Consider the following 17,465-nt stretch of genomic DNA (forward strand, 5'->3'; position numbering starts at 1 on the left):
CGATGCCATCCTCTGGTGTCAGTAGACGAGATGGGGTAGGCGCCCAGCCCGCCGACGAATTTCACTCGCCTTTCGATGCTGGGAGTTCGTCGGTCAACAGGCTCGATTTGATCCAGCTGGCGTGACGGTCCCACGAGGGCAGGCCGTTCCAGACTTGCTCCTGCCGCTCATAGTCGTCGGACACCGTGAAGGCGGATAGCTGCTCGAAGGTCATCTTGTCGTCGCGATAGAGGTCCAGCAGCTTCGGCGACACATGGCAATGTTCCATGAGAGGATTGCCGTTCCGGTAACAAATCCCGCGTCCGCCGCCACTGCGGAGGAGGCGCTTCGGACCACGATGCGTGGTTTGATCACTGGTCTTAATGGCCTCTTTTGGCAAGGTCGTGGCTGATTTGATCGCGGAGGGCCAGAGCGATCCCGCCCTTCAGCGGGATCTATTTGAAGATCATATCAGGGTTCGACAGGTGGCAGATATCGCCGAGATCGAGCGCGCTCAAAAGACAGGCGAATTTGCGGCCGCGGTCGATCCGGCGCAGCTCATAGAGATGCTTTTTGGGTCGCTGTTTCACAGGCGGCTGCTGAGTTTGCCTCTAACTGAACAATATGGGGACGCGCATCATAGATGCGGCTTTTTGTCTTCAGGACCATCCGTTCCCATTCTCGGCTTTCCTCGGTGGCGTCTTCGCTTATCAATGATATCTGTTGCATGCGATGGTGAGAGGATCTTCTGTTGGCGTATGATGTCGCGTTGGAATTCCGGACGGTGCATCCGATCTTGACGGATGAGCCAACGAGAACGTTCGATTGGGCCACGATCGGCCAGGTCACGTTGACAGATGGTGGCGCGGCATTCCCGTACGGCCACAAAGTGACTGCGACGATGCGCGGCTTCCAGACCGCGGATAGTGCGCAATCCAAAGGGAATGCCTTGAAAAGGTTGCTGATCCTCTCCGGGGCGGCGGGTCCCGTGGCTATCGATGTGACCTCCAATCCAAAGATTATCGACACCACGCCTCAATCAGGAATGTTGCCCGGTCTTCTCATCAGTGCGACTGCCACCACACGGTGGCGCGCCGAGACGTTCAGATCCAAGATATCAGCGATGGAACACTTTGCCGCCATCGCCACCGATCACCAGATGACCTGCGCATCTCTGATCAACGACTCTTTTTTCGTTGCTGGCGCCGAGAGCCAGTTCATCCTGCGTATTTCGGCGGTGGAAGCGCTTTGCGAGCAGCCGACGAAAAGCCCACGTATCTTGCAAGCGATCGCCGCTCTCCAAGCACGTCTGAAAGACTGCGACTTGGAGTCCGATGAGCGCGCCGCATTGGCAAGTATGCTTCAAGGTGCAACCCGAAGGTCTGTAGGCCAATCTTACAAAGAGAAATTCAGGGAATGCGACATGGTCGAACACGTCAAGGAGTTCGACGATTTATATGACAGAAGGAGCCGTCTGCTTCACGACGGAATAGGCCTAGGTGATCTTGGTGAAGCCAATGACAAGGCTCTCAACATCGCAGCCACCCTGCTGGCAGGTGATGTGAAACGCGAATTTCACAAGCAACCGACGCTTCTTCAAGCCAGCGCACCAGAACGTCAAGGCGGCCGTTGATGGCGTTGACATTGTAAGTGGCGAGCTTCACCGCCTTTACCGGCGCTTGTGGTCGCCCTGGCCGGCAGACCGCGCCAAGATCTGCAGCCTGAATTCTTCGATATCGGACCGATGAATGAATATGCTCAGCTCCTTTCTGCTTAAGAAGTCGGATTTCAAAAGGACATTCTGCCCGAAATTCAAGTTCGATAGCCTCCCGTGCGCCACAGCGACGTCTTTTCAGCGGCTTAGCTAACCGAATTGAGAGGTCGACGGTTCGAATTGGTTCAAGGCGTTTAAGAGCGCTGAAAAGCTTATTTGCCGAGTTTCTAGTGAGGGCTGTTCGCCGATGCATGAACCGTGGCACCAACCTTTTGAGCCGCGGCTGCTAACCGTTTATCTCTCGTCCACAAGCTTACGCGCCGGTCAAGGAGTGTTGAAGTCAGAAGGTGTGCATCAGTGTAACCAATTCCCATACTGAATATGGAATAGCGATCAATGACCGTCATGACTTCAGCATGGGTCGCAATAGCTGCTTCGCGTTGAGCTGCCAAAAATCCTATGACAGCCTCTCGTTCTCTCAGGCTTCCGAGAGCCAGTTCGCCGATAACGAAAGGGTGGCAGAGCAGTCGATCATCCTCGATGATTTTGCATAGCTCTACGTCGCCATGTCGAAAATGATCGATCCAGATTGATGTATCGACAAGGATCACTTGGTCACTTCGCTCCGGCGGCGAGGGGCTGCCTCGGCGTCGGACATGGATCCGCCAAGAGCGATAAGACGCTTGCCAGATTCAACTCGCACCAGCGTCTCCAGCGCTTGGCGAACAAGAGCAGCGGTTTCCTTCGTGCCCGTCAGTGACTTGGCCCGTTCCATTAGGTTGTCGTCGAGATTAATGGTAGACCGCATATCGAGCTCCCGTGAATTGACGCTTTTTTAGCACCATTTGGTGCGAAAATCTACGACCGATTGGATTGGGGCAATCTCATCAGATTGCGTTGCTGGTCTCAGGGTCGTGCCTATTCAAGAGCACGGGATTGCCTTACCGTCGATCTCGTAATCCATACTAACCTGCCCGAATTTTTGAGCAGGCCACCGTATGTGGTGATGGTTCAGATATCGAAGCTTCCGGGACTTTGGATCTGACCTATTCGGACGAGGAGTTAATGGTTCAACAAAAAGTTCTTTAAATGCACATCAACCGGCGGCAAAGGCAAAGGTGCGTTGGGGGTTTGTACATCGATGATCTGCGATGTCGAGATAGGTAGGCTGATTGTGAAGGCATTTTTAAACTGCGTGTTTGAACGTCCACCGAGTGTCAACGTGTTATCGTAATGCGCGCTAACGACCTTAGGATTGTGGATCATTAAATCTCCTATGGCCGACCTAGCGTATGGATCGTCATTCGCCCAAGCCCTTTCCGCGTATTCCAAACCTACTTCCCCAAAGACCGCTCGGATAGTGTTGCGCGAGAGATCTGGATCACCAGAGCCCAGGATGGTATATAGGAAGTCCTTTCCATCGATTGCCACTCCTTCGATATCGTTATCGAACTCTATAATGATAGGTGTATTATCGTCCGCATTCTTGTTGTGCTGCCAAGCGTAATATGAAGCGCCTTCGATCGTGCCACAGGCGCAAGCTGCGGCTACACCGGACCCGTGAGGGCGGGTGTCAGCGCGCGTCAGGTCGTGTTTCACAATAATTGCAGGATCAGGCCTGTGGTGTTTGGTCTTCCAACGCCAAGTATTGGTTATTCCATCTCGGCGGATATCTTCTATAATTGCAGTAGCGTTATCGGAAGGTACAGATATCCCTCTAAAGAAACGCATTATATCGGCTCCTAATCTAACAATAAATTTTTAAGTTCGACGTTTAATTTTGCAAATTTCTGGTAGGTTCGGTGTATTTTTTCATGAAATTATTATTTTTTGTTTAAAAAAATTCTACAATTTGGATGGAAGCGAAATTGTTATTATCGGTCATACGCTCAGTTGAGTGGAGTGCGCGCTATATCTTTAGTTCTGAGCCGACCTGCGGCCGTTTCCGCGTATCTCTGCTACTATCGTTTCCCCAGCGGGCGCTTTCTCCCAAGGTTCAAGGTGCGTTCCAGGCCACTTTAGTGCTATTTGCCTTTTTCTGTCGTGAGAAAGCTGATGTCGCTGTTGCGATGAAACCGGCTCTCTCCGAGACAAACCTCGATGTCCTCACGGTGGAACCGACTGTTAGTGATTGCGCAGACGATTGCGAGCGAGGACGAGGTCCGTGATGACGGAGGGAGAACGAATTGTCGAACGATCTCTCCTCCTGCAAGTTTCATGCGTCGTCCTTCTGACGTTGCATCTTTAGCAATATGCCTTCCCTTTTATACTGTTCGATTTGACGGCTCTTATCCTTGGATTCGTCGCCGCCGTTGAGGCGGACGATAGTGCCCGATAGGTCAGCTTGAACAGCTTCGAAATGATGCTGAGATATCTGATCCATCCGCCGCAGCTCTCCTAGCTTCCAAGCAAGCGCCTCTAGGAGATAATCGCTTTTCGCCAGCCGCTTCAGAGCATTTCTGACCGTGCTGGGGGTAACGCTCAAACCCAATTCCGCGATTAGGCACGATCGGAAGAACTCATACACGAGTGGATCGTCAGCATCCTCCAGTGTTGGTTCCGTCAGTTGTAGCTGTAGTTTTTCCGTCCCCATTGAGACCGCGATGAACCTAGTAATGTTCGTAGGCATATTGATCGCGATCCGGCGACCAAGCTCTTCGTTCGTCATCGACCGAGGGGCGTGTATCTCGTACAAGACCCCGTTTATGCGCATCTGTCGTTTCTTGGCCAGTTCTTCAACCATCGCGAGCGATGCGCTAAGAAGCATAGCCCAACCTTTCCAAGCGAGTCTGAGGTGTTTACTCTTATCTGTAGCGCTGATCTGCTCCATGTTTTTAATGATGCCAGAGAACAGAAACAGACCTACCAGTAGACGATGTCCGGGATGCTCAATCCTTGGACGGAAAACAGTTTGACGTTCTTCCACGTCACGAGGGATGTCCGCATCAAGAGCCGCGTCTTTCTCTTCCTTCGTAAGGGGTTGCCCTAGGACATGTGACGAAAGTTGTGCAAGGGATTCACTACTGCCCTTCCGAGGTAGCTTTACGGTTTCGATGTCTGAGGGGTCGAACGGCGCTAGTTCCTGATTGTCGTCTAATATTGCGTTGAACCGTTCATGAAGTAGGTTAGCAATCCGGGCGTCGTTCCTGACAAGGCCTGCGTAATAGTGCAGTTCGTTGATGTAAGTTAGGTAACGGGTCTCATCCAATACCCAATCTTTGAAATCGGCGTCTTTTATAATCTGAGTGGCGATGAAGTATTCCAAGACCGCGCGATACCGAAACGATACTCTGTTATCCGGCATCTTCCGCATTATCTTCGCTGCGAAGAATTCGGCCATAATTTCATCAAGAGGGGCCACAAGACCGATGTTGGAAACAAAAGCCTTCATCTCTTCTCGCAGCGCTTCCTGGGCGGGTTCGTAGCAATTTTGCTTTGCCATCCAGCCCGCTATGTGCGCGAGCAGCGATGTCTTGTTGGAGTAGTCAAACGTTTCGCGTCGCGTTTGTTCCGCAGCACTCTTGCGCAAAGTTGCATCTACGAATTGTTCAATCATTACGGATCGATTAATTGGCTGAAAATTGCTGTTTTGCTCGTAGATCGTCATTAAGATCGTGCCATTGGCAGCGGTGAAGGGCAGATTGATCTCTGATATCTCCGAGTGAAGGCGGTCGAGGATGACTTCCACCGCAGCGGCATCTTGTACCTTGAGGCGGATGAGTTCTCGCATCTCCCTCCGTTTGAGTTCGCAGAGTTCCACAAATTCGAAACGGATCGGCGTTTCCGGAACGACATGAGCGCCGTAGGGGGCTGCCGATGTCTTCAGACTGGTGAAAACGTATCGGCATTGGGGATAGGCTGAGATAAATGCCCGTAAAATTCCCATGCGTTTGTGGTCGTCAAAGACGACGTCATCAATAAGCAAACAGACCAGACCCAACTTCAACAGGCTCTCGGTGCCGAATGCCTGTGGGTCCATAAGAGACCGACTTCGTACAAGCCTTTCTAGATTGGCTGGATTTTGGCTGATCTGATCGAAGCCGATCATGATTGGAAGACGTGGCTGCTCGATTGTATGCGAAGTGGCGAGCAACTCGTATTGGATTTCGCGAAGAATCGTTGTGCGGCCATATTCCTGAGGACTATACAGGATAATGTTACCCGCGTCGGCGGTGAGTGATTTGAATGGAAGCAGTGTGTCTAGGCGGGTGCGCGTTTCCTTGGGTGCCGTCGTGTCGATCTTGTGGAGGCGCGGCGCTACGAAGTGCTGGCGTCCAGCTTGATTGATTAGCGACAACTCCGACCACTCCTTGATCAGGTCTTCAAAGACCTGACCGGACAATTGCTTGCGGAAGGCGTTGTCATCAACGGGGTTCGACAGCGCTCGCCAATACTGTCTCGCCTCCTGCGAGTTATAGAAGCGACCGTCTGCCACACGATCGATTGCATCATCGAACTTGGAGCGTTCGGGGAAATAGCTCTTCAGTATTGTCTCGTGGTACCCTTTGGCTCGATCCACGCAAAGCAATGCATACCCGATATACCAGTCAGTGCGGTGCGTGAAGACCGCGCCTGCTTGGTTCGTTATTACGGTCCCGTCGAAGCCTACGACCTGTGCTCCCGACGGATCATGCATATGGCCAAACAGGTGAATATTGGCATTTCGTTGTATCTCCTTCGAGAGGTAGCTGGCACCAGTCTCCGTGAAAGCGTTCAGCGGGTGATGGGTGGTGAAGATCCGAAACGTTCCAGGCTTCAAATAAGATAGCGCGTCGCGAATTGCGTATTCCGGTATCGTCAGCAGCCCTTCGTCACGATCATCCTTATCGAGACCGCCAGTCGAGAGAACTGACGAGTTGAAAACAATGATGTCAGTGTTCAGCGCGTCAATATGGTAGACCGAGCAAAAAATGTTCGCGAACACGGTGCTGCTCTTCGCCATGTAGTCTTCGAGATCAAGGTAGTTGGCGAACTTTGCGCGATATGCCGGTTCGAACTCACCACTCTCGAACGCGGTATTCATGGCGGCCATGTCGTTCGAAGTCGATCGCCATTTGATATGTTCAGGTAGGAACTTAGCGACGGCGTCTCGCTCGACATCGTGATTGCCCGCAACGATGAACATCCTCTCGCTCGAGACGTTTGTCGCCTTCTGTAGTGGTTCCAGAAGAAAATCGTATGCTTCTGCATGGGTGTCGCCAGGCGGCCCCTGTGTAAGATCGCCGCTGAAAATAATGACGTCGGGTTTTCTATGGCCGATGCAGAGTTTGGAAATGTCGTCAAGCAACGCCTTAACTACGATTTCCTGTTCACGCTTTTTGCGCACGTTGAAATGGAAATCACTGACATGGAGAATGGTAATTCTGTCTGGAGCGGTCACGATTTGTCCGTCGAATAATTCGAGTTGCGATATATGCGCGAGCTTTTCCATTTCAGTGGCATCCTGTCCGGAATCTGCGTCTCGTGTAATTGAGCCTATATGGTAGGCCGCCTGCAAGTAGAAGGTGCCGATACAGACACCTAGCCGAGAGTTATCCTACGTTTTATGCCTTAAAACATGGACACGAATGCCATTATCTAATCAGGTGTTCTCCTAAAAACGGATCGTGGAGCTTCGAGATTGAAAAGCGAACGAAATTCTGTGCGGGCAGACTTACTCTTGGGTTTTTCGAGGGATATCCCAGAGCTTTTCCGTGGCATCTTGCTGCTCCTGCTATTCGATGAATTCGCTAACCACACAAAATGCGCATTATAGCTGACGCACGTTAACGCGAACGCATTGTGATGCGTTATGAAGGATGTTAACGATTTTTGACGCAACATAATGCGTCGTGAGAAACCTCAGAGCAGAGATCAAAGATGCCTGTCATCACTGTAGCAAATCCAAAGGGCGGGGCAGGGAAGTCGACAGCGACTTTGGTGCTTGCTACTTGCCTGGCGCAGCAGGGCGCAAGCGTGATTATTCTTGATTGCGACCCGAACAGAGCAATCAACGGCTGGAAGGCAGGAGACTCGAAGAATCCAGTCGTCGTTGATGGCGCAGTTACCGAGAGCACGATCACAAGCAAACTCGATGAGTACCGCAAGAAGTTTCAGTTCGTGTTTGTCGACCTCGAAGGAACCGCCAGCCGACTGATGTCACGGGCCCTTGCCAGGGCGCAGTTGGTTGTCATTCCCATTCAGGCCAGCCCGACAGATGCTGAGCTGGCGGCGCGGGCGATCCATCTCATTCAGGAGGAAGAGCAGGCATTCGAGAAGACCATTCCATATCGAATTCTGTTTACCCGTACGTCCCCGGCTATTGCCACAAAGCTGGAAAGACATATCACCTCGCAGTTGAAGGTCAGCGATGTGCCGATGTTTCAAAATCATCTGAACGAGCGCTCAGCCTATAAGGCGATGTTCTTTTACCAGCGGGATTTGGAAGAGCTTGATCCAGGTGAGGTGAATGGATTGCCGGCGGCACGAGACAACGCATTCCGGCTTGCGGAAGAGCTCGTAAATCTTGTTATCGACGCGAGGGCAGCAGCATGAGCGGAAAGAATCTGGGTTTCGGCGGTAAGCTCGCAAACATCACACCTGATAAAGAAGATGCCCCCAAGATTTCGGATGCCAGGATAGACGAGGTGGGTGAACGCCATGGGTTTGTGGCGCGGGAACCGGTTCAGAAGCTGACGCGACGCAAGCCATCGGAGCCGTCCGCTAATCTCAATATTCGTCCACCGATCACGACCTTCAATCGTTTTCTCGTGTTCTGCGAGAAAAACCGGATGTCATATCCTGAGGCCCTAAAGGAGCTTATGGATCGAGCGGGGGTTTAAGGCAGCTCCAAAGCCGCAGTCAATCATGTCAATCTACGCCTAATGGTGCTCCCGTATAGATAAAGACTGTTTAGTCTATATGAAACTGGTCGCCCGTGGATGCTTTCATGCGCAGAGCGCCGCCTATTTCCTGCACGGTCTGCAATGTCCTGCGGAAACCGACCAAGGAGCCGCAGCGTAAGTGGTGGTTCCGCGCGGGATTTCAGGACAATCGCACCCGCTAAAGGCCGGCGCTGGTGGGAAAGTGGTTTGAAAATCATGTAAAATAGTCAGTATGGCTGAGCGAAACGCACCACATTTAAACCGACTTGCGAAACGAGAGGCTGGTCGTGGATGCGGCTTAGCGGGAAGTGCGCGGCATCGCCACTAATATGCGCCACTACCGAAAGAACAGCTGGTTAGAACTGGGCTGTAGTGACAAATTAATGATTTGGGATTCCCTTTGAGGCGCAAATCAGATTCAACGCTAACTTTTGGAGGTTAGCGATGGATGGTGAGGTTCTTCGAGATGACCAGTGGGAGCGTTTGAAACCGTTTGTTCCTGGCGGTCGTAAAGGTAAGCGCGGTCCTCGCAGCGACGGTCGGCGGTTCTTTGATGCTATTTTGTGGCTTGCCCGCTCTGGTGCCCGCTGGCGGGACATGCCCGAAGACCGCTTCGGTTCTTATCAAGCAGTCAAACGGCGTTATTACCGCTGGATCGAGCAGGGTATTTTCGACCAGATTTTCGAGGCCGTCGCTGCGGACCCGGATATGGAATGGCTGTCCATCGACGCAACGGTGATCCGGGCTCAGGCGCAAGCCGCTGGCGGACGCCGAAAAAGGGGGGACCGCAAGCCCAGGCTCTCGGTCGCTCCAGAGGTGGATTTGGCTGCAAAATCCATGCGGTCGTCGATGCGCTAGGGTTGCCGGTACGCTTTCAGCTCGGACCCGGACAGCAAAATGACATGGCTCCAGCCTGCGACCTCGTTCGGGGACTGCCGGCTCAAAAGGTGCTTGCAGACCGCGCCTATGATGCCGATCATCTGCACGATGTCATTCTCGAACAAGGCGGCGAACCAGTCATTCCGCCGCGGCGGCATCGCAAGTACCAGCATGCCTATGATCGCATTGCTTACAGGCAGAGATGGGGCATTGAGAGCTTTTTTGCCAAGCTCAAGCAATGGCGGCGTATCGCCACCCGATATGACAAACTCGCCGCCAACTTTCTCGGTTTCATTAAGCTCGCAAGCATAATGCTATGGATCAAATAATTAATTTGTCACTACAGCCTGGTGCGTAGCGTCTATAAAAAGGTCGCGTAGTAGGCTTATGGCAGCGCGTCTCGATATCGCTCCAGACCCTGCGCCGTTCCATTTATTCCAGCACGCGGGCTTCGTTGGATGGGCAAAATTGCAGATTTGCAGTTGGACCGACTCGCATTTTTAATGGTTTATTGCATTTCAGGCCCTTACCCCGATCATATCCGTCAAATTGAATTGAGACTTTTGGCTTGATGAAAGCCTGTTTAAGACGGAGGTTAAATTTCGTTTCCAGAATTGGGAGCAAGATGATGGCAAATGCAATGCTGAACATGCACGTCATTCAACTTCGAATGATGTCGGTCAAGCAGGCGGCGGATTATGCCAGCCTGCCCTTTAGACGATTTCTCAGGATTTACAGCGTTAGGCCGGTCGCTTTACCGGATAGCAAGCCGTGCTGCGATGTTTGTGGTGTCGATGGGTGGCTTGACCAGATCAAAGCGGGCGACGCTGATACCGTTGCGGAAAAGGGGAGGCTCTGATGGCGCTGCCCCAATTATATACTGAAAAGTGCGTGGCTGACGCGCTGCACATTTCTACTCGGTCGCTTCGGGAAGTCTTGAAGGAGCGGCCTTTTTACAGACTGGTAGGGCGGCGCAAGGTATTCACTGACGCCGATGTTAAAGCACTTGTGGAGTCTCTTGCATGTCCCTCAAACTCATTAAGCGACACGGCGGTAAAAATTGGTATATCCGCGGTACCATCCGAGGCGTCTCAGTGGACGAAACTACAGGAACTGACGACAAGAAAAGGGCGGAAGAAATCCGTATCCGACGCGAAACGGAAATCCTCGACCGTCGTATCCATGGAATCAGAAAAACAGCGACGTTCCTTGAAGCCAGTGTGATGTATCTAGAAGAGGGCGGCGCAAGCCGGTTTGTGGATGTTGTTGCCCGTTACTTTGGCACCACGCCACTCTCCGAGATCGACCAACCGGCAATAGATCGGGCGGCACGGGTTCTCTATCCTGATGCCAAAGCATCCACCAGAAACCGGCAGGTCTTCACGCCGGTTTCTGCCGTCCTCAACTTTGCCGCAAAAAAGAAGATGTGTGACAAGCCTATCATTGAACGGCCTGCCCAACCCAAAGGGCGAATTCGATGGATTACCATCGAAGAAGCGCAGTCGTTGATTGACGCCTGTGCACCGCACCTCAAGCCTCTTGTGACGTTTCTGTTTTATACGGGCGCGCGGCTATCCGAGGCGCTTTATCTCGACTGGCGAGACGTGGACCTTTCACGGTCGCACGTTGCCTTCTTGGATACCAAGACGGGCGACGATAGAGGTGTTCCGCTCCACTCTGGCGTGGTCGCAATGCTGGCGAACTTGCCGCACCGTGAAGGTGCGGTTTTTCGTCGGCATGATGGCAAGCCTTACGAAGTGAAGGAAGACGGCGGCGGGCAGATCAAGACCGGGTTCAAGGGCGCTTGCCGTAGAGCCGGGATTTCCGACTTCCACCCCCACGATTGCCGCCACACATGGGCGACCTGGCACTATGCCGCAAACCGCGACCTTATCACCTTGATGAGACTCGGCGGCTGGAAATCTGAGCGCATGGTTTTGAGGTATGCGCACATCAACGTCGATGATCTTGCAAGCTCGATAGAATCCATTCCTTGGGGAAAATCCGGGGATGTGAACAGCGGTCAAAAGAAAAACGTAAGGAAAACAAAGTGATGAAAGTATGTAAGAACATACTTGGTAAGGGAGAGGCCGAGAGTTCAAATCTCTCTAGCAGCACCATTACATCCCATTGAAATTATTAGAGCCATTTCGTTGCAGGTATGATTAGATACCCCAGTCCGTAATTTAAAAAGCGGCTGCGGATGTCTCTCATGATGACAGCGTGCATCACGTCTATTTTCTGTTTCAGCGCCGCCTGAGCAGGGTTCACTGAATTTGTCGCAATCTCCCTGCGCACGATAGGTGTGTAATCGATGCTGTCCTGTGCTTCACGATATCGCGGCAAAACCTAAATTCAGTCGAGCTTCTTGCGAACAAGCAGCACTGTTCCGCACGCTGCGCCACAGATAGCGCCAAAGGCCAGCAAACTCAGGAACAGGTTCAGACCGGTACTTGGATATTTGTTGGTGTCAGGCAGTGTTGAATCGGTAAAACTGTCAAGATAGACAAGTTGCAGAGAGCTGACCAGCTTCACTTTTTCGAAGTCGCTGATTGCCGATTTCATGCGGCTTTCTGCCATTTTCAGATCAAGGTTAAGCTTGTTGAACAGGCTTGAATAATCGGCGAGATTGCCATCGGCACCTGTCGAAAGGCCCGCAGTTTTAGCCTGCATGCTTTTGGATTGTTCCTCGAGTGCTGCGATGCGCCTGTCGATATCGGCCACCTGCGGAGAACTCGCGCTAACGCTCTGGCTGAGAGCCATGCGGCGGCTTTTCAGGTCGGCAATACTCGATTCGATATTGGTCAACACGGTAATGATGCTGGTGGCCGACAGATCTACATCGAAAACGCCTGTTTGATTCTGCGTATCGCGAAGCTTCCCACGCAGCTCACTGACTTCCTTCGTCGCATTGTCCACATCCCGCTGCGTCGAGACCAGAAGGTCATCCCACATTCCCGAACTCAGTTGGTTGATCTGCTGCTCGGAAAGCTTCAGGACCAATTTTGACAGGTCATGCGCTTCTTGTGGGGTAAAAGCGGTGACCTCCAGCTCCACAATGCCGCTTTTCGCGTTTACCGAGGCACTATATCGCTTTTTCCAGTATTTGAGGATGTCGTCCTGGGTGGCGTCTTTTCGAAGACGAGAAAACCAATCAATGTCGTCTCGACCATAGATTTTGTGAAGATCGACAGATTTTTGCAAATCCTGGATGACCGCCGGGCTGCTGAGATAGTTCAGGAGGATGGCGGTGTCCTGGACAATTTTCATCTTTGGCTCGACCGCATCACTCGAATACCGGTCGCGCGACAGATAAGGAACGGAGGAACGCACGATGAACCGTACTTCCGAAGCATATCCGGGGCTTGCAAGAAAAGCATAGTAGAGGATACTGCCACTCATCGGCAAAACGAATGTCACACCGATAAAGATCATCAAGATGACGGCAAAAACCCGGTCGCGTGTCCGGGGCGCTAGACCTGCAAGCCGGTAGAGATTGCGGCGGCTTCGGTTTTCAAACGTCAGGGCACGTGCATAGGAACTCAGCGCGGACGCCAGTTTTTGGCTGCGCGCAAGCACGGGAGGCAGGTCCGCCTCCAGCATTTTCTTGTCGTCCGTCACTGTTTTCTCTGACACGTCGTCCACTTTTCCTGACAAACTCTAGCGATTCAGTCTCATGTATGTGGCGATACCCTCTTCGACACTATCGAATTGCACCATATGACCGTCAATTAAAACAAGAGCGACATCGCAATAATCTTTAATCGTGTCCATGTCGTGAGAAATCATGATGACATCGGATTTTGTACGTCTTGCCCTGAAGGCTTCCCGGCAGCGTCGCTGAAAATTCGAGTCACCGACAGCGGTGATTTCGTCGACGAGATAACAATCGAACTCGATGGCCATGGAAAGGCCGAATGCAAAGCGTGCCATCATCCCGGACGAATAGGTGCGCAACGGTTCATTCAGATAGCTGCCAATTTCGGCAAATTCGGCAACAAAGCGCAGCACCCGGTGAAAATCCTCGCCATAGGCCCTGGCGACGAATTTCAGATTTTCCTTTCCGCTCAACATGTGGTTCAGGCCATTGGCAAAGCCGAGCGGCCAGGAAACCCGTACCTGTCGGTGAATACGCCCCTTGTTGGGCAGTTCTGCGCCCGAGATCAGCCGCATGGTTGTCGACTTCCCGGCGCCATTCACCCCAAGCAGTCCATAGGACCGCCCGGCAACAAACTGCATGCTCTGATTGCGCAAGATAAACCGGCGATGCGCCGCTGTCTTGTAATATTTCGTTACGTTCTCAAGGGTGATCATCGTCAGGCCTTATGATCCTCGATCGACATCCAGACCAGGGTTGCTGTCATCCAAAGCGTGAAGAGGCCAGCAGAGAGAATGAGCCATGCGGAAAAACGTTCAGGGTATTTTGACTTTTCCGGCGCGTGCGAATCCGAGAAAATAGAAACGAATGTGGTTCGTTTCAGTGCTGTGGATTTTGCCGTGTCGAGATTTTTGACTGTCGCTTCGTAAAGCGCCTGGGTCACGATCCGCCGTGTCTCCAGCCTGGAAAACTCGATCATGCTGGTCGAAAGCTGAGTTGGATCGTTGGTATCCTTGCCCGCCAGGCTGTTCTGGCGCAATTGTATCTGATCGTCGATCGCTTGGATCGACCGGCGAAGCTCTCTTCCACGCGCCGTATTGTCCGCTTTGGCGGCTTCGAGGGATTTCAGATCGACTGTCAGGTTCAATTTCTGCTCAGTCAGCTTCGAAATGATCGTGCTGACCATTTTTGCGGACGAAACCGGATCGAGAATACCTGTCTTGTTCTGATATTCCCGCAGATCGTCCAGCGCCTTGCGATAGTCTTCAAGGCTGCCGATCAAGTCGTGTTCGACCCGGTCAACCAGGTCGCTCTTGGCCTTGTCGGAAATCTTGCTGATCATTTCATCGGCAGCAGCGAGGGCCGCCTTGGATATGCTGACCGAATCCTCTGGCGAGAAGGCTCGAACGGTAAAAATGATAATGCCGGACGGGCCGTCGACATAAGTATCGACATGCTGCATCCAATATTTATGAAGGTCCTCGGATGTGGGGTCGCTGGACAGGCGTGATAGCGGGTCGATACCGTCTTTCAAGAAAAAATTGCGTAGCCCGATTTCGGTGTCCAGCTTCCTGACGATTTGAGGCGATTTCAGATAATTGGCGACGATATAGGAATCCTGCGTCAACGAATCGCCGCCGATGATTGAGCGGCCTTCTCGTTGCTCAGACGTGTCGAAACGTTCGCTGACGCCGATGGTGCGAACAACCATACGGGTCTCGGAAATATACTGGCCGCTGGCAATCAGGGAATAATAGATCGCAGCAAAGACACTCGGCACCAGCACGAAAGCAATAAGAGAATTTTTCTTGGTAAAAAACAGGCCAAGCAGCGTCCCGACAATACCTTTTTTAGACAGGCTGGGGGTGCCAGTTTGTCCTCGATTGGTCTTTTGGGCATCATGAACGGGAAAACCGACTTCAAGGCTCATATTGCGTTCCTGTTGGCGCAAGCGATGCGGAAACATCCTTTGTCCGTAACGGTCATACCCTTTTGCTCATATATTCTCAATTGCCTCGTCTCAACAGGCAACAGCCATGGCCGCGCATAAGCCAATTCCATCATGTTTTGGTGATATCATAGGTAGATATGGCGTTAACGTGGCGTGACAGAAATTGTTATCTCACATTTGCGTTTCGTGCTGATTTAGGACTTGAACAGCCTGTTATCAAGCGACAGGCGATCCGTTAGAAAAACAGGCAGCTTTTCGTGATTGGCGCCAAGACAATGCCCTGCGACCAGGGCGATGCGCTGCGTGGCCCGTTTCAACCTGTCCCTAAAGGTAATTGCTCCATAGGCCGGATCGATCTTCTGGCGAAAAGCCTGGACGGTAAACTTGCCCATCCCGGCCAGAGCCTGGCCCAGGTTCGGTGATAACCGATAGCCAAAATACCGGGTGAAGTTGCGGGATTCGTCGAAAGCTCGGCGAAGCTGTTCGATGAAACTGTAGTCATGGGAATGATAGACCACCGCATCCGGCGCATAGGCTTTCCAAAAGCCAGCCTCGATAATGCTTTTCGCCCATAATTGATCCTCGGCAAACTCCACATCGGGGTAGGGAAAGCGGTCCCATACGGACTTGCGCATCAGGGAATTATTGTCAGAGTAAAAATGCAGCACTTGCCGCCAGCCTTCATCGGCCTGATAGCGGGCCGGATCAAGGTCCTTATGAACGATCAGCGGATGATGCAGGAAGCCTCGGAAATGTTGGTCGAGATCGCTTTTGGTAAAAGGTGACGCGGTATCGTAGGCGATATGGCGGCCGAACACACCGGCGATCCGGGTATCCTGTTCTGCTGCCGCGACCATGCGCGCCAGCCAATGCTCATCGACAGGCTCCGAGTCATGGGTGAGAAAGGCCACGAACTGCGCATCTGCGGTCTGAATGCCGAGATTGCGGGTCTTGCCATGGCCGAAGTCACGCGGATCGATTTCGATCAGGTTTACCCGCTCCAGGCTCCGCAGATAGTCTTTCGTACCATCGCGAGAGCCTGAATCGATAACGATGATCTCATAGGGCCAGGGTGTTTGCTGGCGAAGCACCTTTTCCATCACCTTCGGCAGGACTGCCATGGCATTCTTGGTCGGAATAACCACGGCGCAATGGTATTTCGTCATGATTGCGCTCCCTGCTGCGCACCATGGGTTACCCGTTCCCGGATTGCCGCCTCAACGAGTCGTGCTGATTTCTCCCAGGACAGGTCCTTCACGTAATCGAGGCCGCCTTGCCTTAGACGCTCACGCTCCTCAGGCTGTTTGAGCAGGCGCTCCATCTGATCGGCGATGCCATCAGGTGTCGGCTCGGCGAAGGCCATGGCATTGTCGGGAAAGATCGAGCGGACGGTATCGAGATCGAGATCGATGACGGGAAGTCCGCAGGCCATCATTTCTTTGTTCACCAGCGAATGATTGGTGGCTGAAAATACCACGCCAACCGTTGCCTCGCGATAAAGCTCCGCCAATTGCTCACCCTTGAGAATGCCAAGATCGCGATAGGGAAAGTCGACGCTGAGCTTGCCCAGGGGCCAGCCGAAGAAATCGACTTCAAAATCGACATTACGCTTTCTCAAGATGTCGAGGGCCATGAAGGCAAGCTCGACAGCGCGGCGTGGCGTGACATAGCGGGCATAAAGGGCAATGCGTTTGCTGCGGCGCTCTTTCGTGCCGGTGCCGAGATTGTAGATACCTGCATCATAGGCAAGCGGCCATGACATAGACCATCGTCCATATTGCTGCGACATGCGCTTATGCAGCCAATCGCCGGCGCAAAGACAATCGAAATCGAAACGGTAGGTTGCTTCGGTGAGCAGCGCTTCCGTCCCCGACGGATAGAAGGACGGTTCGTAATCCTGCACGAAATAGAATTTGCGGGTAAAGCCCTGCATGGCGTTGACCGGGTAGCAGGTAAAGCGGTCTGTTGCGATCAGGGCATCGCCCTCAGCCTGCGGCGTTGCACCCTTGAACAGATCGAGGGATCCGGAAAACGGCTGAAAATGGGTGTTGATCGTTTCCAGAGCGGCTGCGGCGGTTTTATGAACCTTCGGATTCTGTACCAGGAAGCGAACGTCATGACCGAAGCGTTCAAGATAGCTTGCGATCCGGAAAATCGTCATATGGCCGCCCGCTCCCGGCATGAAATCCGGAATGACCCAGGTGATGCGCAACCGGGACATATCCAGAGTGTCCAGAGGAGGGTGTCCACCGGAAGGCTCGTAGCTCACGAATGACTTGAGATGATCGATTTGACGCTCGATCAATGTTTTCTTTGATGTCTTCAACCCGAGGAAAGACAATAGATGCCGGGCTGCGGATGCAAAATGCACGAGGGCCATCTCCTTTAGCTTTTCCGCCAGTCACGGAAAAGCGTGTCGCGTCGAAGCATAGTGAATGCCAGCTTTTTCGTCGCCAGCCCTCCAAAGTCAAGCATGAGTTC

The 17,465-nt window shown here is 52.5% G+C and carries 16 protein-coding genes, 1 tRNA gene and 1 pseudogene; 7 read left to right on the forward strand and 11 right to left on the reverse strand.

What is annotated here, in order from left to right:
• Nucleotides 1-61 precede the first annotated feature (61 nt).
• The gene (locus AVI_RS02815) at nucleotides 62-268 is read right to left on the reverse strand and encodes a hypothetical protein (RefSeq protein ID WP_015914921.1); all 207 of its coding nucleotides are present in this window, start codon (nucleotides 266-268) and stop codon (nucleotides 62-64) included.
• Between the two features lie 94 nt (nucleotides 269-362).
• Here AVI_RS02815 and AVI_RS31795 point away from each other — a divergent pair, with 94 nt between their 5' ends.
• Nucleotides 363-779: a TetR-like C-terminal domain-containing protein gene (locus tag AVI_RS31795; protein ID WP_080516950.1), complete on the forward strand. Its 417-nt coding sequence runs from the start codon at nucleotides 363-365 to the stop codon at nucleotides 777-779.
• Nucleotides 780-1,565: 786 nt separating this feature from the next.
• Here AVI_RS31795 and AVI_RS31380 read toward each other — a convergent pair.
• The 5 genes and pseudogenes from AVI_RS31380 to AVI_RS02840 form a co-directional block, all read right to left on the reverse strand.
• A pseudogene (locus AVI_RS31380) lies at nucleotides 1,566-1,643 on the reverse strand (exodeoxyribonuclease III); the annotation flags it as partial.
• 277 nt (nucleotides 1,644-1,920) lie between these two features.
• On the reverse strand, nucleotides 1,921-2,304 hold the full coding sequence (locus AVI_RS02825; RefSeq protein WP_015914923.1) for a type II toxin-antitoxin system VapC family toxin: 384 nt from the start codon (nucleotides 2,302-2,304) through the stop codon (nucleotides 1,921-1,923).
• Nucleotides 2,301-2,501, reverse strand: coding sequence for a type II toxin-antitoxin system VapB family antitoxin (locus AVI_RS02830; protein ID WP_015914924.1), 201 nt, complete (start codon nucleotides 2,499-2,501; stop codon nucleotides 2,301-2,303). Before AVI_RS02830 ends, AVI_RS02825 begins: the two co-directional genes overlap by 4 nt.
• A gap of 254 nt (nucleotides 2,502-2,755) precedes the next feature.
• On the reverse strand, nucleotides 2,756-3,424 hold the full coding sequence (locus AVI_RS02835; protein ID WP_139192415.1) for a hypothetical protein: 669 nt from the start codon (nucleotides 3,422-3,424) through the stop codon (nucleotides 2,756-2,758).
• A gap of 484 nt (nucleotides 3,425-3,908) precedes the next feature.
• On the reverse strand, nucleotides 3,909-7,124 hold the full coding sequence (locus AVI_RS02840) for a metallophosphoesterase (RefSeq protein ID WP_015914925.1): 3,216 nt from the start codon (nucleotides 7,122-7,124) through the stop codon (nucleotides 3,909-3,911).
• Nucleotides 7,125-7,552: 428 nt separating this feature from the next.
• On the opposite strand from AVI_RS02840, the gene AVI_RS02845 reads away from it, so the two are divergent.
• The 6 genes from AVI_RS02845 to AVI_RS30450 all read left to right on the forward strand — a co-directional run bounded on the left by AVI_RS02845 (nucleotide 7,553) and on the right by AVI_RS30450 (nucleotide 11,555).
• Entirely contained in the window at nucleotides 7,553-8,227 is a 675-nt protein-coding gene (locus AVI_RS02845; protein ID WP_015914926.1) for a ParA family protein, read from the forward strand.
• Entirely contained in the window at nucleotides 8,224-8,514 is a 291-nt protein-coding gene (locus AVI_RS02850) for a hypothetical protein (protein ID WP_041696197.1), read from the forward strand. The genes AVI_RS02845 and AVI_RS02850 overlap by 4 nt, the downstream gene beginning before the upstream one ends.
• Before the next feature lie 486 nt (nucleotides 8,515-9,000).
• Nucleotides 9,001-9,764 (forward strand): IS5 family transposase gene (locus AVI_RS29485; RefSeq protein WP_085946585.1). Its coding sequence is split into 2 segments (ribosomal slippage): nucleotides 9,001-9,328 and nucleotides 9,328-9,764, totalling 765 coding nucleotides; the frame shifts between segments, so codons are not numbered across the junction.
• A gap of 299 nt (nucleotides 9,765-10,063) precedes the next feature.
• The gene (locus AVI_RS02870) at nucleotides 10,064-10,294 is read left to right on the forward strand and encodes a hypothetical protein (RefSeq protein WP_139192416.1); all 231 of its coding nucleotides are present in this window, start codon (nucleotides 10,064-10,066) and stop codon (nucleotides 10,292-10,294) included.
• Between the two features lie 163 nt (nucleotides 10,295-10,457).
• Complete coding sequence (locus AVI_RS02875) at nucleotides 10,458-11,489, forward strand: tyrosine-type recombinase/integrase (protein WP_015914927.1); 1,032 nt, start codon at nucleotides 10,458-10,460, stop codon at nucleotides 11,487-11,489.
• Nucleotides 11,486-11,555: transfer RNA gene (locus AVI_RS30450), tRNA-Leu, on the forward strand. The genes AVI_RS02875 and AVI_RS30450 overlap by 4 nt, the downstream gene beginning before the upstream one ends.
• A 235-nt stretch (nucleotides 11,556-11,790) precedes the next feature.
• On the opposite strand, the gene AVI_RS02885 is transcribed toward AVI_RS30450, so the two are convergent.
• The 5 genes from AVI_RS02885 to AVI_RS02905 all read right to left on the reverse strand — a co-directional run bounded on the left by AVI_RS02885 (nucleotide 11,791) and on the right by AVI_RS02905 (nucleotide 17,205).
• Nucleotides 11,791-13,071: a KpsE/RkpR family capsule polysaccharide export protein gene (locus AVI_RS02885; RefSeq protein WP_041696206.1), complete on the reverse strand. Its 1,281-nt coding sequence runs from the start codon at nucleotides 13,069-13,071 to the stop codon at nucleotides 11,791-11,793.
• A gap of 24 nt (nucleotides 13,072-13,095) precedes the next feature.
• Nucleotides 13,096-13,749 (reverse strand): ABC transporter ATP-binding protein, encoded by a 654-nt coding sequence (locus AVI_RS02890; protein ID WP_015914929.1) that lies wholly within the window; start codon nucleotides 13,747-13,749, stop codon nucleotides 13,096-13,098.
• A 2-nt stretch (nucleotides 13,750-13,751) separates the two neighbouring features.
• Nucleotides 13,752-14,963 carry a KpsE/RkpR family capsule polysaccharide export protein gene (locus tag AVI_RS02895; RefSeq protein WP_139191280.1) on the reverse strand — a complete coding sequence of 404 codons (1,212 nt, stop codon included), beginning with the start codon at nucleotides 14,961-14,963 and terminating at the stop codon, nucleotides 13,752-13,754.
• A gap of 215 nt (nucleotides 14,964-15,178) precedes the next feature.
• Nucleotides 15,179-16,150: a glycosyltransferase family 2 protein gene (locus tag AVI_RS02900; protein ID WP_041696208.1), complete on the reverse strand. Its 972-nt coding sequence runs from the start codon at nucleotides 16,148-16,150 to the stop codon at nucleotides 15,179-15,181.
• Complete coding sequence (locus AVI_RS02905; RefSeq protein ID WP_187152373.1) at nucleotides 16,147-17,205, reverse strand: glycosyltransferase family 4 protein; 1,059 nt, start codon at nucleotides 17,203-17,205, stop codon at nucleotides 16,147-16,149. Before AVI_RS02905 ends, AVI_RS02900 begins: the two co-directional genes overlap by 4 nt.
• Nucleotides 17,206-17,465 lie beyond the last annotated feature (260 nt).

This window comes from Allorhizobium ampelinum S4, assembly GCF_000016285.1.
GTDB classification, from domain to species: Bacteria; Pseudomonadota; Alphaproteobacteria; order Rhizobiales; family Rhizobiaceae; genus Allorhizobium; species Allorhizobium ampelinum.